Below are 22,237 nucleotides of genomic sequence, written 5' to 3' on the forward strand. Positions count from 1 at the left end.
CCTGATTGTGTTTCAGTCGCCGAGCAGGCTTGTCAAGGCGGGAAAGCGTGCCTTGACAACCCTGGTCGGCGACTAAAGATCGGCTGTGGATCGGGGGCGGGGGAGGTCTGGTTGGGTTGGTCGCTTGCTTTTCGTTGCCGGGTGGCGGTTGGGGTTAGCCGTGGACGACTACGCCTCGGATGTTTTTGCCTGCCACCAGGTCCTCGTAGCCTTGGTTGACGTCTTCGAGGCGGTACCGGTTGGTGACCAGCTCGTCCAGCTTCAGCGTGCCCGCCTGGTAGAGGTCCAGCATCTTCAGGATGTCCCGCTGCGGGTTGCCACTGCCGAACAGGCTCCCCTTGATCGTCTTCTCCCACAGGGTGAGCACCGCGCCGGAGACGTGGATCGTCGCCTTCGCGGGGTCCGCCAAGCCGGTCACCACGACGACCCCGCCCTTGCCGACGACGTCGAACGCCGCCGACATCACCTCTTCGTCCACCACCCCGACCGTGACCAGCGCTTTGTCCGCGCCCTGTCCCCGGGTCAGCTCGGTGACCACCTCGTGCGCCTCCCCCGCCGTCGCGAAGGCGTGGGTGGCTCCCAGCTTCAGCGCGGTGTCCCGCTTGAACGCCAGCGGGTCGACCACCACGACGTTCTTCGCCCCGGCGTGCGCCGCGCCCTGCACCGAGTTGATGCCGATCCCGCCGATCCCGTAGATGACCACGGTCTCACCTGGCCGCACGTCCCCCGCGTACACGGCCGTGCCCCACCCGGTCGGGACACCGCAGCCGACGAGCACCGCGGTCTCCAGCGGCACGCTTTCGTCCACTTTGACCACCGAGTGCTGCGAGATCGTCGAATACTCGGCGAAAGTGCCGAGCATGCACATCTGCCCGTAGTCGACCCCGCCCTTGTGGAACCGGAAACTGCCGTCCGGGAAGCTGCCTTCCAGGATCGTCGCACCCATGTCGCACAAGCTCTGATGCCCCGTGGCGCAGTAACGGCACGTGCCGCAGTTCGGGATGAACGAGCACACGACGTGGTCACCGGGCTTGACCTTCGTGACCCCCGGCCCGACCTCCTCGATGATCCCGGCGCCCTCGTGCCCGCCCACGATCGGGAACCGCGGCGGCAAATCTCCATCGGACAGGTGCAGGTCGGAGTGGCACAAGCCGGCCGCGACGTAGCGGATCAGGACCTCGCCCTCCCGCGGGCCGTCCAGGTCCAGCTCGGTGATCTCGAACGGGGTCTTGAAATCGGTGAGTACAGCTGCCTTGACCTTCATGCGGATTCTCCTCAGAGCGCGACGTTGACGGCTTTGGTCTGGGTGTAGAGGTCGATGGCCTCGGCGCCGAGCTCGCGGCCCCAGCCGGACTGCTTGTACCCGCCGAACGGGATCGCGGTGTCGAAGCCGTTGTAGCAGTTGACCCACACCGAACCGGCCTTGATCTGCTTCGCCACCCGGTGGGCGCGCGAGATGTCCCGCGTCCAGATCCCCGCAGCCAGGCCGTATTCGGTGTTGTTCGCGGCCGCGGCGAGACCGTCCTCGGCCGAGAACGGGATCGCGGCCACGACCGGGCCGAAGATCTCCTCGCGCACCACGCTCATGTCGTCGCGCACGTCCACCAGCACGGTCGGCTCGACGTAGTAACCGGAGTCGCCGTGACGGCCGCCGCCGGTCAGGGCACGGGCGCCGTCCGCGATGCCCTGCCGCAGGTAGCTGGTGACGCGGTCGAGCTGCTCCTGCGACACGAGCGGGCCCAGCTGCGTCGTCGGGTCCAGGCCGGGGCCGATCTTGACCTGGCTCGCGAACTCCGCGACACCCTGGGTGAACTCGTCGAAGATGGACTCCTCGACGAACAACCGCGTGCCGGCCACACAGCACTGGCCGTGGTTGAACAGCCAGGCGTTGGCCGAACCGGGGATCGCGGCCTCCAGGTCGGCGTCGGCGAACACGATGTTGGGGCTCTTGCCGCCCAGCTCCAGCGACACCTTCTTCAGGTTGCCCTTGGCCGCGTCCACGATCTTCTTGCCCACCTCGGTGGAACCGGTGAACGCGACCTTGTCGACGTCGTCGTGCGCGGCCAGCGCGGCGCCCGCGTCACCGAACCCGGTGAGGATGTTGACCACGCCGTCCGGGAACCCGGCTTCGCAGAACAGCTCGCCGAGCAGCAACGCCGTCAGCGGAGTCTGCTCGGCAGGCTTCAGGATGACGGTGTTGCCGGCCGCGAGCGCGGGCGCCAGCTTGAACGCGGCCATCACCAGCGGGAAGTTCCACGGGATGATCTGCGCGCACACGCCGACCGGTTCCCGCAGCGTGTAGGCGTGCCACTGGCTGCCCGGGATCCACGGCACGGACGGGGTGATCGTGCGGCCCTCGATCTTGGTCGCCCACCCGGCGTAGTAGTGGAAGATGTCGGCCGCCCAGGCGACGTCGACGCCCTGCGCGACCGCCACGGACTTGCCGTTGTCCAGCGCCTCCAGCTGCGCGAACTGCTCGGCGCGCTCCAGCAGCAGGTCGCCGATCCGCCAGATCAGGCGCTGCCGCTCCGACGGCGTGGTGCGGGACCACGGACCGTCCTCGAACGCGCGCCGCGCCGCGGCCACCGCGCGGTCGACGTCCTCGGCGGCGCCGTGCGCCACCTCGGTGATCTTCTCCCCCGTGGCGGGGTCGAAGGTGGGGAACGTCCGGCCCGACACCGCGTTCACCCACTGCCCGCCGATCAGCAGCTGCTTGGTCCCGGACACGAACTCCCGAACCGCCGGCCGCACCGCCTGCTCCGCTACCGCAGTCACACCAACCTCCTCGTCGTGGACGTGGCGGTAATGGTGACCTGCGCAACAGCGGGCTAACCGTGTCAAGTTGACACAGTGACCTCACACCGCGCGGGGCTGCGTCGTCGGACCGGCATGGACATCGCGTTGTGGATCATCGCGGCCGCGCTGGCGGCCGTCTTCCTGGCCAGTGGGGCCGTGAAACTGGCTCAACCGGCCGAAAAACTGGCCGCCACCGGGCTCAGCGTGAGCCTCGGCAAGACCATCGGGGTGCTGGAGGTGCTCGCCGCGGCAGGGCTGATCCTGCCCGCCGCGCTGGACATCGCGCCGGTGCTGTCGCCGCTCGCGGCCACCGGGCTGGTGCTGCTGATGGCCGGGGCGGTCGTGCAGCACGTCCGCCGCCGCGAAACGAAAGTCGCGGCGGTGCCCGTGGTGCTGCTCGTGCTGGCCGCCGTCGTGGCCTGGGGGTGGTTCGCGTGACCGCGTTCGAGGATGCTCGCGTCCCCGCTCACGGCGGGCGGCCGCTGGCGCATCCCGCCCGCGACGAGACACCCCTGCCGGGCAAGGTCAGCTCAGCCCGAGGCTCCGCACCCGCCGGTGCAGCGTTGAGCGGCTGATGCCGAGCAGCTTCGCGGCGTGGGCCTTGTTGCCGCCGCAGTCCCGCAGCGCGGCGGCGATCGCGTCGTGTTCGAGCTGCTCGATCGGCGTGAGGTGGCGTGCCCGGGGACTGCCCTGGTAGGCCTCCGGCAGGTCACGCGGCAACACGTCACCACACGCGCGGCCGGCCGCGACGTGCCGCAGCAGCGCCTTCAGCTCGCGCAGGTTGCCCGGCCACGGCTGCGCGGCGAGGACCTCCAGCGTGCGGGGCACGAACCGGAGGGTCGAGCCGAGGTCGGCCAGCATCGCCGCGACCAGCGCGGGCAGTTCGTCCCGCCGGGAGCGGAGTGGGGGCAGCTCCCGGCGGGCGATGCAGCGGCTGGCGAGGTCGGCGGCGGGGCCGGTCAGCTCGGACGGCGGCAAGCTGGTGAACGCGAACCAGCCGCGGTCCATGGCGGCCCCGACCCGGGCGGCCGCGCCGGCGGGCAGCAGGGCGATGTTCTCGATCACCAGCAGCCCGGTGTGCGACGCGACGAGCTGGTCGAGGGTGGGGGCCCAGTGCTGGGCGTCCACCGCGTCGAGCACGGCCAGCGCGGACTCCCCCGCCAGCTCGCGGGCCACCGTCGAACGGCCGGTGCCGGGCTCGCCGCTGATGAGGACATGCGTGCGTTGTTCCCGGTAGGTGGTGAAGTCCCGCTGCACCGGCCGCGGGGTGGCGCGCCGCGGGATCGCCTGCACCGCAGGCGGTTCCAGCTCGAACAGCACGCCGGACGCGCCGGTGATGCGCTCGAAGGACACGTCCGCGACGCGACCGGAGGACAGCCGGACGCTGCGGGCCTGCCGGACGCCGAACGGGGCGTCCATGGCGAGCCCGCGGAGGATCGCGTGGTCGGGGGCGTCGAGCAGGTCGGTGGCGGCGGCGTTGGCGAGGACGACGTCGTCGCCCAGCACCAGGACCGGGCGCAGGCGGTTGAGGGCGGCTGCCTGGTAGGCGGCGAGCATGCGCTGCTCGGCCGCGCGGGAGCCCTCCAGCAGGCGCTGCTCGATGTCGGCGACCGTGCGGCGCAGGAACGGGCCGAGCAGCGGGCTGGCGTGGTCGGCCGGGCAGGTGATGTCGAGGACGCCCTCCAGGCGGCGGGTCACCGGGTGCGTGATCGGGTGGCCGTAGCAGGCGAAGGCCTTGAAGCTGTCGATGAAGTGCTCGTGCCCGTGCACGGCGAGGCCCTGGCGCAGCTCGAAGACCGTCGCGATCGAGTTGGTGCCGGTGTTCTCCTCGGTGAAGCGCCTGCCGGGGACGACGCCGAGCCGGTCGAGGGTCGATTCCAGCCGGCGCTCGCCGAACCGCCGGTCGACGATCCAGGCGTCGCGGTCGGCGAGGATGAGGCTGAACGCGGTGTCGGCGAGCTCGCGGGTGGCCTGGTCGAGGACGGGTTCGGCGGCGAGAACGAGCCTGCTGCGGCGATCGATGTCCGCGACGGTGAGCCGGTCGACCGCGGCGTCCGGCCGGAGCCCGGACAGCTCCGCCCGGCGCCACGACTTGGCGATCTCGGGCCGCAACGCTGCGCTGTCCATCCTCGCCTCCCTTGGCGCCGATGCCCGAGCCACGTTAGCAACGGTTAACGCCACGGGTCGAGCGCTTGCCCCCGTCCGGGGGTGCCGCCGCTCCCGCCGAGTGTGGACTCGCCGCGCTGGGATGGGGGACCCGCGCGCCGGAGCGTGGACTCGCCGCTCAGCCGTGGGTGTCCAGCCGACGGAGCGAGAGCCCCGCGCCCGCGCACCTTCCGAGGGCACCTCGCCTGGGAAGCGAAACCGAATGCCGCTCCCCCACGGAACGTGAAATTCACCGCGCCGGAGCGGGGACCCGCGCGCGGGAGCGTGGACTCGCCGCTCAGCCGGGGGTGTCCAGCCGACGGAGCGAGAGCCCCGCGCCCGCGCACCCTCCGAGGGCACCTCACCCGGGAAGCGAAACCGGATGCCGCTCCCCCACGGAACGTGAAATTCACCGCGCCGGAGCGGGGACCCTCGCGCGGGAGCGTGGGGCTTGCCGCTCAGGCGTCGGGGGTGTGTCCGGCCGACAGGGCGTGAGCCCGCGCCCACGCACCCTGCGAGGGCACCTCACCCCGGAAGCAAAACCGCGGATGCCGCTCCCCCGCCGAGTGTGGAACTCCCCGCGCCGAACGTGGAACTCGCGCGCCGGAGGGGAACTCGCCGCTCAGGCGCCAGGGGTGTCCAGCGCCCGCGCGAGTACCTGCGCCAGGTGCAGCGCCTGCCGTCCGGTGAGGTCGTCGATCTGGGTGCGGCAGCTGAAGCCGTCCGCGAGGACCATCGTGTCCGGGGGCGCGGCCTCCACCTCGGGCACCAGCACCCGGTTCGCCGCGGCGACCGACACCTCGTAGTGCCCCTTCTCGACCCCGAAGTTGCCCGCCAGCCCGCAACACCCCGAGTCCAGCGTCCGGTTCCGCACACCCACCCGGCGGAGCAACCGCTCGTCCGCCGCGTTGCCCATCACCGCATGCTGGTGGCAGTGTTGCTGCGTAATGGCCGACGCCTCGACCTCCGGGAACGACACGTCCGGCGCGTACTTCTCCAGGAACTCCGCCAGTGTGAACGCCTGCGACGGCAACCCGTGCAGCTCGGAGTCGTCCAGCAGCTCCCGCGAGTCGTGCCGGAACACCGCCAGGCAGCTCGGCTCCAGGCCCACGATCGGCGTCCCCGCCTCCAGTTCCGGCCGCAGCACCCGCAACGTCCGCCGCAGCACGCGGCGCGCCACCCCGAGCTGCCCGGTGGAGATCCAGGTCAGCCCGCAGCACACCGACGACGACGGCAGCACCACGTCGAACCCGGCGTGCTCCAGCACCCGCACCGCGTCGTGCCCGACCTCGGGCGACAGGAAGTTCGTGAACGTGTCCGGCCACAACACCACCCGCGGCCGCCCCCGCTCCTGTCCCCGGAACCCGCGCCGGAACGTCCGCGGCGCGAACCGCGGCAGCGACCGCTCCGGCGTGATCCCGCCCGCCTTCTTCACCAGCCCGGACAACCGACCGCCCAGCACGCGGTTCGCCAGCCGCGGCGCACCCGACGCGAGCCGCGCCAGCACCGGCAGGAACCCGAGCGTGTAGTGGCTCGCCGGGCGCAGCCGCCCCGCGTAGTGCTGGTGCAGGAACTCCGCCTTGTACGACGCCATGTCCACGTTGACCGGGCAGTCGGACAGACAACCCTTGCACGCCAGGCACAGGTCCAGCGCCTCCAGCACCTCGCCGGAGCGCCAGCCATCGGTGACCGTCTCGCCGCGCATCATCTCGAACAGCAGCCGCGACCGCCCGCGCGTCGAGTGCTCCTCGCGCCCGGTGACCATGTAGCTCGGGCACATCACGCCGGACGACTTGTCGACACACGCCCCGACGCCGACGCACCGGCGCGTCGCGGTCGCCAGGCTGCCGCCGTCGTGCGGGTACTTCAACGTCACCGGCAGCGACCGCACCGGCCCGTCGAACCGCAGGTCCGCGTCCAGCTTCCGGGGCCGCACCAGGTTGCCCGGGTTGAGCAGGTCCGCCGGGTCCCAGATCGCCTTGAACCGCTCGAACAGCGCCAGGATCTCCGGCGGGTACATCCGCGACAACAGCTCCGCCCGCGCCTGCCCGTCACCGTGCTCGCCGGACAGCGACCCGCCGTGCCGCACCACCAGGTCCGCCGCGTCCTCCATGAACGCCCGGAACTGCCGCCGGCCCTCGTCGCTGGTCAGGCCGAAGTTGATGCGCACGTGCACGCACCCCTCGCCGAAGTGTCCATACGGGACACCCTTCAGCCCGTACTTCCCCAGCAGAGCCCGGAAATCCCGTAGATAGGCCCCGAGATGAGCGGGCGGCACCGCGGAGTCCTCCCAGCCCGGCCAGGCCTCGGAACCGTCCGCCATGCGGGTCACGATCCCGGCCGCGGCCTCCCGCACCGACCACAGCACCCGCTGGTCCGCCGGCCGCGTCTCCACCACGGTCGCCGCACCGGTGTCCCGCTCCAGGGCGGCCGCGACTTCGGCAGCCCGCGCCGCCGCCTCCGCCGGGTCCGCTCCCCCGACCTCGACGAACAACCAGCCGCGCCCCGCCGGCAGCAGGTCGACGGCCGGGTGCGACCGCCGCATCAACAGCGAGTCGATGAGGTCGCGGCCCATGCCCTCGACGGTCAACGGCTTCAGCGGCAGCACCGACGGCACCGCGTCAGCAGCCGCGATGTCGTCGGCATAGCCCGCGACGACCAGCGCGCGGGCCGCGGGCGCGGGCACCAGCCGCACGGTGATCTCGGTCAGCAGCACGCACGTGCCCTCGGTGCCGACCATGGCGCGGACCAGGTTCGTCCCGTTCTCCGGCAACAGCTGGTCCAGCGCGTACCCCGACACGCGCCGCGGGATCGACGGGAACGACGTCCGCAGCAGCGCCAGGTTGTCCAGCGCGAGCTGCTTCGACTCGGCGACCCGCGGATCGTCCGGCAGCGACTCCCCGATCGCCAGCCGCGTCCCGTCCGCGGTCAGCACGTCCAGCGCGACCACGTTGTCCGCGGTCCGCCCCCACGCCACCGAGTGCGAGCCGCACGCGTCGTTGCCCACCATGCCGCCGATCGTGCAGCGGCTGTGGGTCGACGGGTCCGGCCCGAACGTCAGCCCGTGCGGGGCGGCGGCCGCGCGCAACGCGTCCAGCACCACGCCGGGCTGCACGCGCGCGGTCCGCGCCTCCGGATCGATGTCCAGCACCCGGTTCAGGTGCCTGCTGTAGTCGATCACGACACCCTCGCCGAGCGCCTGCCCGCCGATGCTCGTTCCTGCGCCACGGGCGGTGATGGGGATTCGGAACTCCCGGCACAGCCGGACCGTCGTCTCCAGGTCCTCCACAGTGGACGGGAACACGACGGCCAGCGGCACGTGCCGGTAGTTCGACGCGTCCATGCTGTAGGTCGCGCGCGCCGTCGTGCCGGACTCGACCTCACCGGTGAGCGCGCGGCCCAGCTCCGCGAGGAACCGGGCCACGCGCTCGTCCGCGACCACCGTCATGAACCCGATTCTCCCGGCACCGGATCGCCTGCCCGCAGGGGCGCCGCGGCGAAGCGCCCCTCGTGGGCGAGCACCGGACGGCGGTCGCCCGCCAGCTCCGGGTACTTCTGCTCCAGCTTCTCCCGCCGGGTCATCTGCTGGTGCCAGTGCCGCACCGTCTCCCGGTCGCCGTTGCCGGTGCCGCGCCAGCTCTTCGGCGCGTCGTCCCGGCTGGGCCCGGCCGAGGCGACGCCGCCGAGCCGCACCGCGGGCGGCAGGCGGCGTGGCGACGAACCGCACGCACAGCTCGGCGCGGGGCTGGCGGACGAGGGCACGAGCGCCTCGAACCGGTTCCCGCACTCGCACGCGTAGTCGTAGATGGGCATCCGATCACCAGTTCTCGATCGACTGGGCGAAGATCGCCTCCAGGTCCTCGCCGCGCACCGGCCGCGGCGAGGTCGCCAGCAACCGCTCCTGCTTGAGGGTGCCCTCGACCAGGTCGCCGATGTCGCTCTCGTCGTAGCCGACGCCGCCGATCCCGTTGGGCGTGCAGATGTCGCGCATCAGCGACGACAGCACGAACGGCAGCTGATCCACCGCGTCGCGCTGCTTCGGGGCGTGCGGGTCGAGGATCCGCGCGGCCCGCAGGTGCTTGTCCGGGCTCGTCGGGAAGGTGAACCGGAACGCCGCCGGCGCGGTCAGCGACACCGACTCGCCGTGCGGGACCATCGCCTCGTCCTGCGGGTAGTTCTTCGGCCGGTACTCCTTGACGCGCCCGGCGATCGGGTACGCGCAGGCGTGCGGGATGTGCACGCCCGCGTTGCCGAACCCCATCCCGGCGAACGTCGCCGCCAGCATCATGTCCGTCCGCGCCGCGAGGTCGCCGCCGTTCAGCACGGCCTTGCGGAACGAGCGGGCCAGCAGGGTCAGCGCCTGCTCGGTCCAGGCGTCCGAGATCGGGTTCGACCCGCAGTAGGCGACCCGGGTTTCCGCGCGGTGCCGCGGGAAGGAGTCGAACGGCTTGGCCGTGTAGGACTCCAGCGCGTGGCACAGCACGTCCATCCCGCTGGCCGCGGTCACCTCGGGCGGCATGCTCAGCGTCAGCAGCGGGTCGACCACCGCCATCGACGGCCGCAGCCGCGGGTGGCTGATGCCGGACTTCACCTTGAGGTCGAGGAAGTCCATGATGCACACCGGCGTCGTCTCCGACCCGGTGCCCGCGGTGGTCGGCACCGCGACCAGCGGCTTGAGCGGCCCGGCAGGCGCCTTGCCCTGCCCGATCGGCTTGTTGACGTAGTCGTAGAGGTCGGCCGGGTAGGTGGTCATCAGGTTGATGGCCTTGGCGGTGTCGATCGACGAGCCGCCGCCGACGGCGATGAACCCGTCCCACTCGGACTGCTTCGCGAAGTCCACCGCGGCCTGGATGCTGACGTCGGTCGGTTCGACGTGCACCTGGTCGTAGACCTCGACGGTCAGCCCGCCCGCCTTGGCGGCGTCGGCGACGCGCTGCGGCACGCCGGTGGCGGCGACCCCCGGGTCGGTGACGATGAGGACCCGTTCCGCGCCCATCTGCGCGAGGTCCCAGCCGATCTCGTCGACGGCGCCGGCGCCGAACTTCAGCGGCGTCGCGCCCCAGGTGAAGACGGTCTCGTTGAGGTATTCGGTCATGCCCGTGCCTTTCAGCCGAAGTACCCGTCGGGGGCGAACGGGAGTTTGGCGGCCTGCTCCGGGTCGTGCCCGAAGATCACCTCGGCGTTGGTCTCCTCGGCGATGCGGCGCAGCTTCTCCACCGATTCCAGCCAGCGCACGCTGTCCCAGACGATCGCGGCGCCGATGGCCGGCGGGCCCCAGCTCTCGCCGAGGTAGACCGCGTCGGAGGTGAAGATCTTGGTGCCCGCCTCCGGCAGGTCCACCCGCAGTGACATCGTCCCCCAGGTGTGGCCCGGTGTCTCGATGACGCTGACGCCCGGCGCGATTTCGGCGTCACCGGAGACGAGTTCGTAGTCGATGCCCTCGTAGTCGGCCTTGAGGTGCGCGCCCTTGAACGGCCCGTCGATGCCGAGCGCGCCCTCGTGCTCGTTGGCGTTGACGATGATGCGCGTCTTGCCGCCTGCGAACAGCTTCGCGTTCGCGGCGTGGTCGAAGTGCAGGTGGGACAGCACGAGCACGTCGATGTCGTCCGGGGTCAGCTCCAGCGCGGCCAGCGAGTCCTGCAGGTAGCTGGTGCCCTCCTGGACGGGGAAGAACTCCTGCAGCCCGGTGGGCGCCCAGCGGGTCTCCCAGTCCTGTGGAACGCCCGTGTCCCACAGGATTCGCCCGTCCGGGTGCTCGATGAGCACCGCGTGGGTCGGGCACGTCGTCCACACCGCTTCCTTGCGGGTGTTCGAGCGGTCGGTGATGGTCGCACCCGGCTTGAGCAGCAGCCAGGTCTGGTCGCATTCCATGGTTCCGGTCTTGAGCAGGTGAACCTTGCTCGGTGCCGTCATCTGCGCCTCCTTGCGCGTCAGGACAGAGCCGAGCACAGAGTGGCATGTAGCATGCTACTCGTCAACGACGTGGGTAGCCGGTCCACTCCAACGAGACCGGCGGGACCGGGTCGCCACTGGCCGCGGCTTCCTGGCCGATCAGCAGCCGGGCGGTGTTGAGCAGGTGCGCGCGCATGGACTCGGCGGCTTCGTCGGCCTTGCCCGCTTCGATGAGCGCGAAGATCTCCTCGTGCTCGGCGAGGATGTCGGACAGGCTGCGCGAGGTGTCGACGGTCGAGGCGCCGCGCAGCAGGACCATGTCGCGCAGCGAGTCGATGTAGCGGGCGAGCCGCACGTTGCCGGACGCCTCGTTGATGATCTCGTGGAAGCGCCGGTCGGCGGCCATGAACGTGGCCTCGTCGCGTTTCTCGGCGGCGGCGCGCATCGCCTTGAGCTGGGCGCCCAGCTCCTTGACCCACGCGGCGGTCCGCTGCGTGACGGCGCGGTGGGTGGCCGGGACCTCCAGCAGCAGCCGGATCGCGAAGACCTCCTCCAGGTCGTGCAGGGACGTCTGGAGGATCCGCACGCCGCGGTTGCGCTCGAACCGCACCATGCCGCGCTCGGCCAGCTGGATCAGCGCCTCCCGCACCGGCGTCCGGGACACGCCGAGCCGCTCCGCGAGGTCGTGCACCGAGTACAGGCTGCCCGCGACGAGCTCGCCGTTGACGATGGCGCTCTTGAGCTCGTCGAGGATCTTCCCGGCGAGGTTGGCGTCGTTCCCGATCTGCCGCATCCGCGCATTTTCCCACGGCCGCGGGGTCCCGGCGGTGCCGCTTGGCAGGATGTCGGCGTGGTGAACGACGCTCGGCGGCCGGGCCGCCCCAGGACGGGGGTGCGGGAGGCAGTGCTGGCCGCGGCCGAGGAGATCCTCGCCGAAGCCGGTGTCGCCCGCCTGTCGACGAAGGAGGTCGCGCGGCGCGCCGGCGTGGCCGAGTCGAGCATCTTCTACCACTTCCGAGACCGGCTCGGGCTGCTGCGCGCCGTGGTCCACCTGCACCTCCCGCGCTACAAGGAAGTGGCCGAGGAGCTCGGGCGGCGGGCCGGGCACGGCACCGTGCGGGACAACCTCGTCGAACTGCTCGGCAGCCTGGAGGCCTACTACACGCGCATCACGCCGGTCCTGGCCGCCGTCCAGGCCGACAGCGAACTCCGTGAGCTGTTCACCCAGCGCAGCGCGGAAGCGGACATCGGCCCGCAGCGGGGGCTCGCGCCCATCGCGGCCTACCTCGGCCGGGAACGGGACCTCGGCCGGGTGCGCGCCGGCCTCGACCTGGACGCGGCCGCCCTGGTCATCCTCGGCGTCGCCCACCAGCGGGCCGTGCTCCGCTCGCTGGGCACTCCCGCCGTCGCGGGCGCCGCGCAGGTGGTGGACACCCTCCTGCCCGGCCTGCTCCCGGACTGAACCCGCGCATCCGCTGGACCACCCGCGGCCGAGCACGCTACATTTACTGAGTCACGACTCAGTAATAGGAGGCCTCGTGGTCCGGTACGTCACCGCCTTCGCGTTGCTGGCCACCGGCCTGCTGGCCGGGGCCTTCGGCTACGGCGCCGTCAACCTGGTGTCCGCGTTCGGCGCGGTGCCGCTCGACGTGCGCCTGACCTTCCACACCGCGCTGATGCACATGAACGGCGTGGTCATGCAGACGACGATGGCCTTGGCGGTCCTGAGCTCGCTCGCGCTGGCCGTGTTGAGCCGCGGCACGGCGCGGTACCTGGCGGGCACGGCCGGTGCGCTGGCGCTGGCGTCGTTCCTGATCACGCGGTTCGGCAACGTGCCGATCAACGGGCGGATCAAGGTGTGGGCGGTGTCCGGAGCGCCGGCCGACCACGCGGCGGTCCTGCAGCGGTGGGAGGCGTTCAACGTCGCGCGCACGCTGACCGCGCTCGTCGCGTTCGCCCTGATCATCGCGGTCGGAGTGCTGGTGGCCCGGACCCGGCAGGCAGAGCGCGTGGTTGCCGTTCCGGCCTGATCGCCGGTTTCGCGGCTGTCCCGCCGGGTACGCCCCACGTCATGGACGCGGAGATCACCTTGCGTGTCGACGGCGCCACCCACCGGCTGACGCTCGACAGCCGCACCACCCTCCTGGACGCCCTGCGCGAACGCCTCGGCGTCACCAGCCCGAAGAAGGGCTGCGACCACGGCCAGTGCGGGGCCTGCACGGTCCTGGTCGGCGGCCGCCGGATCCTGTCCTGCCTGTCGCTGGCCGTCGCGCAGAACGGGGCCGAGGTCACCACCGCCGCGGGGCTCGCGCCGGACGGTGAGCTGCACCCGGTGCAGCGCGCGTTCCTGGAGCACGACGGGTTCCAGTGCGGCTACTGCACGCCGGGCCAGATCTGCTCCGCGGTCGGCGCGCTGGACGAGGTCAAGCAGGGCTGGCCGAGCCACGCGACCCCGGCGGTGAGCGACCGCCCCGCGCTGACCCGCGCCGAGATCGCTGAGCGGATGAGCGGCAACCTGTGCCGGTGCGCCGCCTACGACGGCATCGTCAGCGCGATCGAGGAGGCCGCCGGATGAAGCCGTTCACCTACGACTCCCCCGCCGACGCGGACATCGCCGTCCGCACCGTCGCCGCCGACCCGTCGGCGGTGTTCCTGGCCGGCGGCACGAACCTGGTCGACCACCTCAAACTCGGGGTCGCCCGCCCCGGCCGTCTCGTCGACGTCACGAACCTGACCTCCGCCGAGATCACCGAGCGCGACGGCCTCCTGTCGATCGGCGCCGGGGTGCGCAACAGCGACCTGGCCGCCGATCCGCGGATCCGGTCGCGCTACCCGGTGCTCGCCGAATCGCTGCTCGCCGGCGCGTCCGGGCAGCTGCGCAACATGGCCACCACCGGCGGGAACCCGTTGCAGCGCACGCGGTGCGTGTACTTCCAGGACGTCACGACCCCGTGCAACAAGCGCGAGCCCGGCTCCGGCTGCTCCGCGATCGGCGGCTACACCCGCTACCACGCGATCCTCGGCGCGTCCGAGCACTGCGTGGCGACGCACCCGTCCGACCTGGCGGTCGCGCTGGCCGCGCTGGACGCCGAGGTGTGCGTGCTCGGACCGGACGGCGAGCGCACGATCCCGTTCACCGAACTGCACCGCCTGCCCGGCGACACCCCGGAGCGGGACACCGTGCTGGCGCACGGCGACCTGATCACCTCGATCGACCTGCCGGCGCCGCCCGCCGGGAAGCAGCGCTACCGGAAGGTCCGCGACCGGGCCTCCTACGCGTTCGCGCTGGTGTCGGTGGCGGCGGTGCTGGCCGTCGAGGACGGCACGGTCGTCGACGCGCGCATCGCGTTCGGCGGGGTCGCGCACAAACCGTGGCGCGCCTGGCAGGCCGAGGACGTGCTGCGCGGCGCGCCGGCCACCGACGCGACGTTCCGCGCCGCGGCCGAGGAGGAGCTGGCGCAGGCGCAGCCGTTGCCCGGCAACGAGTTCAAGGTCCCGCTGCTGACCCGGACCCTGGTCTCCGTGCTCCGGGAGCTGTCATGACCGCGATCGGCGAACCGCTGGTGCGGCGGGACGGCGCACGCAAGGTCACCGGCACCGCCACCTACGCCTACGAGACGCAGGCCGGCACGCCGGTGTTCTGCCACCCCGTGCAGGCCACCGTGGCGCGGGGCCGGATCGCCGCGATCCACACCGCCGAGGCCGAGGTGCTCGACGGCGTGCTGGACGTGATCACCTACCGCAGCGCCGAGCGGCTGGCGTCCACAGAGGACGCCGAACTGGCCGTGCTGCAGGACCGCGAGGTCGCCTTCCGCGGACAGGTGATCGGGCTGGTGATCGCGGAGACTTCCGAGGCCGCGCGGCACGGCGCGGAGCTGGTGTTCGCGACCTACGACGAGCGCGAGCACGACACCGAGCTTGCCGCGGACCGCGACGACCTGTACAAACCGGAGAAGGTCAACCCGGCGTTCCCCACGGACACCGCGACCGGCGACGTCGACGCGGCGATGGCGTCCGCCGACGTGACGGTCGAGCGGACCTATCGCACCGCGATGTACCACAACAACCCGCTGGAGCCGCACGCGACGACGGCGTTGTGGGACAACGACTTGCTGACGCTGTGGGACTCGACGCAGGGCGTGCACCCGTCGCGCAAGGCCATCGCGAAGGTGTTCGGCCTGCCCGAGGAACGGGTGCGGGTGGTGTGCCCGTACGTCGGCGGCGGGTTCGGGTCGAAGGGCCTGCCGCACGCGAACGTGGTGCTGGCCGCGATGGCTGCGCGCGCCCACCCGGGACGGCCGGTGAAGCTCGCGCTGACGCGGCAGCAGATGTTCTCGCTCGCCGGGTACCGGACGCCGACGATCCAGCGGATGCGGCTCGGCGCGACCCGCGACGGCAGGCTGACCGCGATCGGGCTCGACGTGGTCGAGCAGACCTCGCGCATCAAGGAGTTCGCGGAGCAGACGGCGTTGCCGTCCCGCATGATGTACGCCGCGCCGAACCGGCGCACCACGCACCGGCTGGCCGCGCTGGACGTGCCGGTGCCGTCGTGGATGCGCGCGCCCGGCGAGTGCCCCGGCATGTTCGGGCCCGAGGTGGCGATGGACGAGCTGGCGCACGAGCTGGGCATCGACCCGGTCGAGCTGCGGATCCGCAACGAGCCGGAGGTGGATCCGGAGTCGGGCAACCCGTTCTCCAGCAGGCACCTGGTGGAGTGCCTGCGCGAGGGCGCCCGGCGGTTCGGCTGGGACTCGCGCGACCCGCGGCCCGGCGTGCGGCTGGAGGACGGCTGGCTGGTCGGCACCGGAGTGGCGTCCTCGGTGTACCCGTCGTCGACGCGGCCGGGGTCGACCGCGGTGGTGCGGTTCGAGGGCGGCCGGTACGTCGTGGAGATCGGCGCGGCGGACTTGGGGACCGGAGCGTGGACGGTGCTGCCGCAGATCGCCGCGGAGGCGCTGGAGGTGCCGGCCGAGGAGATCGACATGCGGCTCGGCGACACCGCGTACCCGAAGGCGGCGGTGGCCGGCGGTTCGGCGGGCACGGGGACCTGGGGTTCGGCGGTGTTCGAGGCCGCGCGCACGTTCCGCGACAAGTACGGCCGCGACCCGGCCGACGGCGCCGAGGCCGACGCGACGACCGGGGACAACCCGGCGCGCAAGGAGTACGCGATGTACGCGTTCGGCGCGCAGTTCGCCGAGGCGCGGGTGCACGCGGACACCGGGGAGATCCGGGTGCCGCGGCTGCTCGGGGTGTTCGCCGCCGGGCGGATCGTCAACCCGCGGACCGCGCGGTCGCAGTTCCTCGGCGGCATGACGATGGGGCTGTCGATGGCGCTGCACGAGGAGAGCGTGTGGGACCCGCGGTTCGGGCAGGTGGTCAACCACGACCTGGCCGAGTACCACATCACGGTGAACGCCGACGTCGACGACATCCAGGCGCACTGGCTCGACGAGCACGACCCGCACGTGAACCCGCTCGGGGTCAAGGGGATCGGTGAGATCGGGATCGTGGGCACGGCCGCGGCGGTGGCGAACGCGGTGTTCCACGCGACCGGGGCGCGGATCCGGGACCTGCCGATCACGCTCGACAAGGTGCTGCCCGCGTTGCCGTGAATTGTCGGTGGGTCTCGTTATGGTCGGCGCGTGGAGAATTTTCGGATCGCTGTCGACGACCGTGAACTGGCGGACCTGAGGGACCGCCTGGAGCGCACGCGCTGGCCGGACGCCGAGACGGTGGACGACTGGTCGCAGGGGGTGCCGCTGGAGTACCTGCGGTCGCTGTGCGCGTACTGGGCGGACGGGTACGACTGGCGCGCGTTCGAGAAGCGGGTCAACGCGCTGCCGCAGTACCGGACGACGATCGACGGGGTGGGCATCCACTTCGCGCACGTGCGCTCGCCGCACCCCGGCGCGTTGCCGCTGGTGCTGACCAACGGGTGGCCGGGGTCGATCGTGGAGTACCTGGACGTGATCGGGCCGCTGACCGACCCGGTCGCCCACGGCGGGTCGGCCGCGGACGCGTTTGACGTGGTGCTGCCGACGCTGCCCGGCTACGGCTTCAGCGACAAGCCCGCGTCGCCGGGCTGGGGCGTGCAGCGGATCGCGGACGCGTGGGCCTCGCTGATGGCCTCGCTGGGGTATACGCGCTACGGGGCGCACGGCAGCGACTGGGGCAACAGCATCACCACCGCGATGGGGCAGCAGCACCCGGACGTGCTGGCCGGGATCCACGTGCAGCCGCCGATCGCCGCACCCGACCCGGCGACGTTCTCCGACCTGTCGCCGCGGGAGCGGGAGGCGCTGGACGCGCTGGCCGAGGCGGAGTCGCGGGAGTCGGGCTACTCGGCGGAGCAGTCGACGAAGCCGCAGACCGTCGGGTACGGGTTGGTGGACTCGCCGGTGGCGTTGTGCGCGTGGATCGTGGAGAAGTACCACTCGTGGGTGGACACCGGAAGCATCCTGACGCGCGACCAGCTGCTCGACAACGTGAGCGTGTACTGGTTCACCCGCAGCGGCGCGTCGTCGGCGCGGTTGTACTGGGAGAGCTTCAAGCAGGTGTCCGAGTGGTTCAGCAAGTCCACTTCGGACACGGTCCCGGTGCCGACGGGGTGCTCGGTGTTCCCGCGCGAGGTGCCGCGCCCGTCGCGCCGCTGGGCCGCCCGCCGGTACACCGACATCCGCTACTGGAACGAACCCGAGCGCGGCGGCCACTTCGCGGCGCTCGAAGAGCCGGAGGTGTGGGTGGAGGAGATCCGCAACTTCTTCCGCCTGGTGCGCTGATCGGCAGAGACCGCCACCAGGCGCCAAGCGGCGCGGCGATGCGCTGACGAGCCGCGTGTCGCTTGGCGGCATGCCCTCAGCCCGGGAGGCCTGCACCCCCGCTGGCCACGTTCACGGCGGCCCCGCCCCCGGCGATTGGCACCCGCTCCCGCCGGCGCGCGCCGCCGCGCCGACAGCCACCGGCAACCCCCCACCGGCGCGCACCCGGCCCAGCCCACCACGGCACCACCCCGGCAACCGCCCGCACCGGCGCACCCGGCCCAGCCCACCACGGCACCACCCCACAACCGCCCTCGCCCGAGTGAAGCGCCACGCCCACCGGCCGCCCGCGAGCCCCACCCTCCCGGCACGGCAAAGGTCGCCACTCGGCCGAGCCCACGGCAGCACCGCCCCCGGCAAAACCCCCACAGGCGCACCCGGCCCTACCCACCGCGGCATCGCCCCGGCAACCGCCCCCACCGGCGCACCCGGCCCAACCCACCACGGCACCACCCGACAACCGCCCCCACCGGAGTCGAGCGCCACGCCCACCGCCGCCCGCGAGCCACCCTCCCGGCACGGCAAAGGTCGCCACTCGGCCGAGTCCACGGCAGCGCCACCCCCGGCAAACAGCAACCGCTCCCGCCGGCGCGCGCCGCCCAGCCACCGGCAAACCCCACCGGGCGCACACCCAGCCCTCGAGCCACGACAGAGTCACCCGTTGCCGTTGGCGGCGTCGCCACGTCGAGGGTTGGTCGCTGCTGGTGCGCGGGCGCGTCGGCGACCTGCGTGAACTCCGGGCGAGCCTGGACGAGCTGCCGGTCGGGGCGTCCCCGCGCTGAGGCGCCGAGAACGCCCCCGGCGAGACTGCGAGGGCGTACTCCGGCGAGTCGTTATCGCTGCAGGTGCGCGGGCACCTCGTCGACCGGGACGCGGGTCTGCTCGCCCGACGTCATGTCCCGCACCGTCACCTCGCCGGCCTCCTGCTCGGCCGGGCCGTAGATCAGCACCGTGCGGGCCCGCTGGTCGTTCGCCCACTTCAACTGGCGCGCCAGCTTGCCGGAGGTGCCCAGGTAGACGCCCGTGCGCAGGCCCTGCGCGCGCAGCCGGTTCGCCAGCCGCAGCACCTCGTCCTCGGCGCCGAGCACGGTGAGCGCCACGTCCAGGCCACCGGCCTCGGCGTCGGCCGCGGCCTGCCCGGCGAGGATCCGCTCCAGGCCGATCGACCCGCCGCACGCGGGCATGTCCGGGCCGCCGAGCTTCGCGACCAGCCCGTCGTAGCGGCCGCCGGACGAGATCGACCCCGGGTAGCCGGCGGCGGTGACCTCGAAGATCGGGCCGGTGTAGTAGTCCAGGCCGCGCACCATCCGCGGCGTGAACACGACCCGCCCGGACGGCAGCCCGGCGGTCAGCTCCACGAGCTTGTCGACCTCGGCGAGGCCGGCGCGGCCTCGCTCGGTGGTGTCGAGCTGCTTGCGGATGCGGTCGGTGTCGGTGGCGACGACGTCCCCGACCAGGCTCTCCGCGGTCTGGGTGTCCAGGCCGCGGTCGGCCAGCTCGGCGATCACCGCGTCCGGGGTGGCCTTGTCCAGCTTGTCGAGGCTGCCGAGCACCTTCGCGCCCGCCTCCTCGGGGATGCCGTAGGCCTCCAGCAGGCCGTGCAGCGCCTGGCGGCTGTTGACCAGGAAGCGGAAGTCCTCGACGCCCAGCGCGGTCAGCGCGTCGTTGATCGCCCACAGCGTCTCGGCGTCGGCGAGCGGCGACGACGAGCCGACGGTGTCGAGGTCGCACTGGACGAACTCGCGGAACCGGCCCTGCGCGGGGCGGTCGGCGCGCCACACCGGGCCGATGGCGTAGCGCTTGTAGGGCGAGGGCAGTTTGCTGCCGTAGGTGCCGATCACGCGGGCGAGCGGCACGGTGTGGTCGTAGCGCAGCGCCAGGTCGGCCTCGCCGCTGGCCTCGTGCACCCCGCGCTTGAGGATCTTGAAGATCAGGGCGGACGCGTCGTCGCCGAGCTTGCCCGCGAACACCTCGAGGCGTTCGAAGGCCGGGGTCTCCAGGGGGTCGAAGCCGTAGCGCTCGAAGACCGCGCTGACGGTGTCGAACGCGGCCTTCCGGCGACGCACGTCGTCGGCCAGGAAGTCGCGGGTACCTGAAGGTGGCTCGGCGGCCTTCGCCATGAATCGGTCCTTTGCTGGTCGGGTGCGCCTGCCATTGTCCCGCGCCGGTGCGGGCGGGTGTGCACTACCCCTGGACAGACGGAAGCCCCGGCCCGCCGAGGGGGAGGTGGGCCGAGGCTTCCTGCTCCATCCGACGGCACCCCTGCGCGTCCACCGGATTTGCGACTCCGGCGCCTGACTACCCCGGCCGCCGGGCGGTAAACCACGGATGCGGAAAAAAATCTCCGCGGGGTGCGGGCGCGGTCTGGGATGATCGGGTTCCATGACGCCGACCCTGGTGCTGTGCGCGGCAGCGTGCGGATGTCGAACGGTTCCCCGGTGCCATCGCGGAGCGAGGCGGTGACCGGCCGCCGGGTCGACGTGTCGCGGCTGCCCCGGGAGGTCGCGGAGCTCATCGACGCCCTGCCGCCCGGTGAGGACCTCGTGGTCACGCGGGACGGCGAGGTCATCGCGACGATCTCCAGCACGGGCGGCGCGCCCCGGGCGGCAGGGCCGGAGATCGCCGACGACGTCACGGTGGTCGCCACGGCGATGCGGTTGTCGGAATCGGCGCGGGGGAAGCTGTCGGCCGAGCTCGGCACCGACTACATCGTGATCGACATGCACGCGGCGCCGGCCACGGCGGACGTGCTGCTGGTGCCGCCGGTGAGCCCGCAGCTGATCGGCAACCTCCGCCGGTCGTTCCCGAAGGCGCGGGTGGTGGTGGCCGAGATCGACGACGCGGAGCTCGGCGTCAGCTACCACGGCCCGGTCCGGCGCTTGCTCGACGCCGGCGCCACGACCTACCTGCCCTCGACGACCATCCCGCACCTGGCGAAGCAGCTCGACCGGACGGTCACCCACGAACGGCAGCTCACGGGCGGCGCCCCGGCACGACGGGAGATCGACGCCTCCCCGCGGCCACCGCACGATGCGGAATGACCCGGCCAGGACAACTGGGCCACGACGGCTGAGGGCACGCGGGGTCGCGGTGCCTGGTCAGCGGCGCCGCACTCGGGCCAGCAGCAACCAAGCCTCAACGCGGCGACGCCCCGAACGGCAACTCACCCAGGCTCGCCCGGAGTTCACGCAGGTCGGTGAACGTCCGGGCGGCGCCGGCGTCGGTGAGCTCCGCCGCGGAGAACCCGCCGGTGAGCAGCCCGACGGACGGCAGGCCGATGCGCCGGGCGGCGACGCAGTCCCACACCGAGTCGCCGATCACCACGGCCTCCTCGCCCCGCACCTTCTCCAGCGCGACCTCCAGCAGGTCCGGCTCCGGTTTGGTGGCCTCGACGTCCTTCGAGCTGGTCCAGTCGGCCGCCAGCTCGCGGCCGTCGATCAGGTCGAGGTAGTGGTCGACGTGGTCGGGCTTGCCGGAGCTGGCCAGCACCACGCGGTAGCCGGCGTCGTCGGCGGCCTGGAGCAGCTCGTGGGCGCCGTCGAGCGCGCACACCTCCGGCAGCATCCCGTCGACCAGTTCCTTCCACTTGGCCCGGACGTCGTCGCCGCAGGCGTCCTCGACCTCCTGCCCGGCGACCTCGGGCACCAGCTGGTCGCCGCCCATGCCGATGGCGCGGTGCAGGCGCCACACGGGCACCGTCACGCCGTGGCCGCGGAAGGCGCGGAACCACGCGAGCGCGTGGTGGTAGTTGGTGTCCACCAGCGTGCCGTCCACATCGAGCACGAGAACCTTGGCCATGCCCGGCAGATTGCCCACCGCGCCCGGCCCGGAAACGCTCACCCGAGCGTGCTGACGTAGGCGAGCAGCCCCACCACCGGCACCGCGACGGCCACCAGCCGGAAGTCCGGCCGCGGCGCGACGCGGATCAGGCGCACCCCCTCGGGCACGAGCGCCACGGCCACGCCCGCCACCGCCACGAGGGACAGCACGGTCGTCCCCTTGAGCACGCCGAGCGGCAGGGCCGCCATCGCCGCCAGCCCCACCGCCTGGACCGCGTGCAGCACACGCGCCCGCCAGGCGGCGAACGCGAGCACCGGCCAGCCGAGCAGGATCGTGAACGACAGGTAGCTGAACAGGTGCGGATCGCCGTAGGCGTCGCCGACGAACGCGGTGGCGAACCCGGCCCCGCGGTGGCGGGCCAGCGCGAGGGCGGCCTGGTCGAACCCGGCGTGGAAGACCCGCGCGAACAGCCCGGTCACGACGAGAACCGCGCCCCAGAAACCCCACCGGAACCTGATCCGCGCGGCGAGCGCGAGCACCGCCGCGCACAACAGGAGCGTCCCGGCGAGCACGCAGGTGTAGGCGGCGCTCATCCGGCCGGGGTGGTCGGCGGCCGCGGTGAGCTGGTGCGGGAAGAAGAAGGGGACCGGGAGGCGCAACAACATCCCGGTGAGCAACAGCAGCGGTGCGGCGATCATCGCCAGGCCGGCGATCCAGCGCGGTTCACGAGTCATGCGGCCGAACCTGCCAGTGCCCGGACCGCGGCGGATCGGACCGCGGCGGACACTCCGGCCGCGGACATCAGA

19 protein-coding genes are annotated in these 22,237 nt (G+C 72.4%); 8 read left to right on the forward strand and 11 right to left on the reverse strand.

All coding sequences use genetic code 11. The features are described from left to right. Positions 1-154 precede the first annotated feature (154 nt). Both L2C96_RS27260 and L2C96_RS27265 read right to left on the reverse strand, forming a co-directional pair. Complete coding sequence (locus tag L2C96_RS27260; protein ID WP_027931485.1) at positions 155-1,264, reverse strand: NDMA-dependent alcohol dehydrogenase; 1,110 nt, start codon at positions 1,262-1,264, stop codon at positions 155-157. An 11-nt stretch (positions 1,265-1,275) separates the two neighbouring features. Further along, positions 1,276-2,775, reverse strand: a complete 1,500-nt coding sequence (locus tag L2C96_RS27265) for an aldehyde dehydrogenase family protein (protein WP_237338275.1) — start codon at positions 2,773-2,775, stop codon at positions 1,276-1,278. A gap of 114 nt (positions 2,776-2,889) precedes the next feature. On the opposite strand from L2C96_RS27265, the gene L2C96_RS27270 reads away from it, so the two are divergent. Next, on the forward strand, positions 2,890-3,234 hold the full coding sequence (locus tag L2C96_RS27270) for a DoxX family protein (RefSeq protein ID WP_237338351.1): 345 nt from the start codon (positions 2,890-2,892) through the stop codon (positions 3,232-3,234). 87 nt (positions 3,235-3,321) lie between these two features. Here the strand turns inward: L2C96_RS27270 and L2C96_RS27275 are convergent, their stop codons facing one another. The 6 genes from L2C96_RS27275 to L2C96_RS27300 all read right to left on the reverse strand — a co-directional run bounded on the left by L2C96_RS27275 (position 3,322) and on the right by L2C96_RS27300 (position 11,626). Further along, complete coding sequence (locus tag L2C96_RS27275) at positions 3,322-4,923, reverse strand: sigma-54-dependent Fis family transcriptional regulator (RefSeq protein WP_237338276.1); 1,602 nt, start codon at positions 4,921-4,923, stop codon at positions 3,322-3,324. Between the two features lie 640 nt (positions 4,924-5,563). Further along, a complete protein-coding gene (locus L2C96_RS27280; protein ID WP_237338277.1) occupies positions 5,564-8,389 on the reverse strand; it encodes an FAD-binding and (Fe-S)-binding domain-containing protein in 2,826 nt (941 codons plus the stop codon). Further along, entirely contained in the window at positions 8,386-8,754 is a 369-nt protein-coding gene (locus L2C96_RS27285; RefSeq protein WP_020416706.1) for an FmdB family zinc ribbon protein, read from the reverse strand. The genes L2C96_RS27280 and L2C96_RS27285 overlap by 4 nt, the downstream gene beginning before the upstream one ends. A gap of 4 nt (positions 8,755-8,758) precedes the next feature. After that, entirely contained in the window at positions 8,759-10,036 is a 1,278-nt protein-coding gene (locus L2C96_RS27290) for a hydroxyacid-oxoacid transhydrogenase (RefSeq protein WP_237338278.1), read from the reverse strand. An 11-nt stretch (positions 10,037-10,047) separates the two neighbouring features. Continuing rightward, on the reverse strand, positions 10,048-10,854 hold the full coding sequence (locus L2C96_RS27295) for an N-acyl homoserine lactonase family protein (RefSeq protein ID WP_237338279.1): 807 nt from the start codon (positions 10,852-10,854) through the stop codon (positions 10,048-10,050). A gap of 61 nt (positions 10,855-10,915) precedes the next feature. Continuing rightward, positions 10,916-11,626, reverse strand: coding sequence for a GntR family transcriptional regulator (locus L2C96_RS27300; RefSeq protein ID WP_020416703.1), 711 nt, complete (start codon positions 11,624-11,626; stop codon positions 10,916-10,918). 57 nt (positions 11,627-11,683) lie between these two features. On the opposite strand from L2C96_RS27300, the gene L2C96_RS27305 reads away from it, so the two are divergent. The 6 genes from L2C96_RS27305 (at position 11,684) to L2C96_RS27330 (ending at position 17,612) form a co-directional block, all read left to right on the forward strand. After that, on the forward strand, positions 11,684-12,295 hold the full coding sequence (locus tag L2C96_RS27305; protein WP_235716063.1) for a TetR/AcrR family transcriptional regulator: 612 nt from the start codon (positions 11,684-11,686) through the stop codon (positions 12,293-12,295). A 76-nt stretch (positions 12,296-12,371) separates the two neighbouring features. Beyond that, positions 12,372-12,863 (forward strand): anthrone oxygenase family protein, encoded by a 492-nt coding sequence (locus L2C96_RS27310; protein ID WP_237338280.1) that lies wholly within the window; start codon positions 12,372-12,374, stop codon positions 12,861-12,863. Between the two features lie 41 nt (positions 12,864-12,904). After that, positions 12,905-13,408 (forward strand): 2Fe-2S iron-sulfur cluster-binding protein, encoded by a 504-nt coding sequence (locus L2C96_RS27315; RefSeq protein ID WP_020416700.1) that lies wholly within the window; start codon positions 12,905-12,907, stop codon positions 13,406-13,408. Further along, complete coding sequence (locus tag L2C96_RS27320; RefSeq protein ID WP_237338281.1) at positions 13,405-14,376, forward strand: FAD binding domain-containing protein; 972 nt, start codon at positions 13,405-13,407, stop codon at positions 14,374-14,376. Before L2C96_RS27315 ends, L2C96_RS27320 begins: the two co-directional genes overlap by 4 nt. Then, positions 14,373-16,445: a xanthine dehydrogenase family protein molybdopterin-binding subunit gene (locus L2C96_RS27325; RefSeq protein WP_237338282.1), complete on the forward strand. Its 2,073-nt coding sequence runs from the start codon at positions 14,373-14,375 to the stop codon at positions 16,443-16,445. The genes L2C96_RS27320 and L2C96_RS27325 overlap by 4 nt, the downstream gene beginning before the upstream one ends. A 30-nt stretch (positions 16,446-16,475) precedes the next feature. Further along, positions 16,476-17,612, forward strand: a complete 1,137-nt coding sequence (locus tag L2C96_RS27330) for an epoxide hydrolase family protein (protein ID WP_237338283.1) — start codon at positions 16,476-16,478, stop codon at positions 17,610-17,612. Positions 17,613-18,484: 872 nt separating this feature from the next. Here the strand turns inward: L2C96_RS27330 and hisS are convergent. Then, on the reverse strand, positions 18,485-19,771 hold the full coding sequence (gene hisS / locus L2C96_RS27335; RefSeq protein ID WP_020416696.1) for a histidine--tRNA ligase: 1,287 nt from the start codon (positions 19,769-19,771) through the stop codon (positions 18,485-18,487). Positions 19,772-20,089: 318 nt separating this feature from the next. On the opposite strand from hisS, the gene L2C96_RS27340 reads away from it, so the two are divergent. Further along, positions 20,090-20,692 (forward strand): hypothetical protein, encoded by a 603-nt coding sequence (locus tag L2C96_RS27340; RefSeq protein ID WP_237338284.1) that lies wholly within the window; start codon positions 20,090-20,092, stop codon positions 20,690-20,692. A gap of 94 nt (positions 20,693-20,786) precedes the next feature. Here the strand turns inward: L2C96_RS27340 and L2C96_RS27345 are convergent, their stop codons facing one another. Further along, the gene (locus tag L2C96_RS27345; RefSeq protein ID WP_237338285.1) at positions 20,787-21,449 is read right to left on the reverse strand and encodes an HAD family hydrolase; all 663 of its coding nucleotides are present in this window, start codon (positions 21,447-21,449) and stop codon (positions 20,787-20,789) included. A gap of 38 nt (positions 21,450-21,487) precedes the next feature. Next, positions 21,488-22,165, reverse strand: coding sequence for a hypothetical protein (locus L2C96_RS27350; protein ID WP_237338286.1), 678 nt, complete (start codon positions 22,163-22,165; stop codon positions 21,488-21,490). Positions 22,166-22,237 lie beyond the last annotated feature (72 nt).

It is taken from the genome of Amycolatopsis tucumanensis, assembly GCF_021654135.1.
Classification (GTDB): Bacteria; Actinomycetota; Actinomycetes; order Mycobacteriales; family Pseudonocardiaceae; genus Amycolatopsis_E; species Amycolatopsis_E tucumanensis.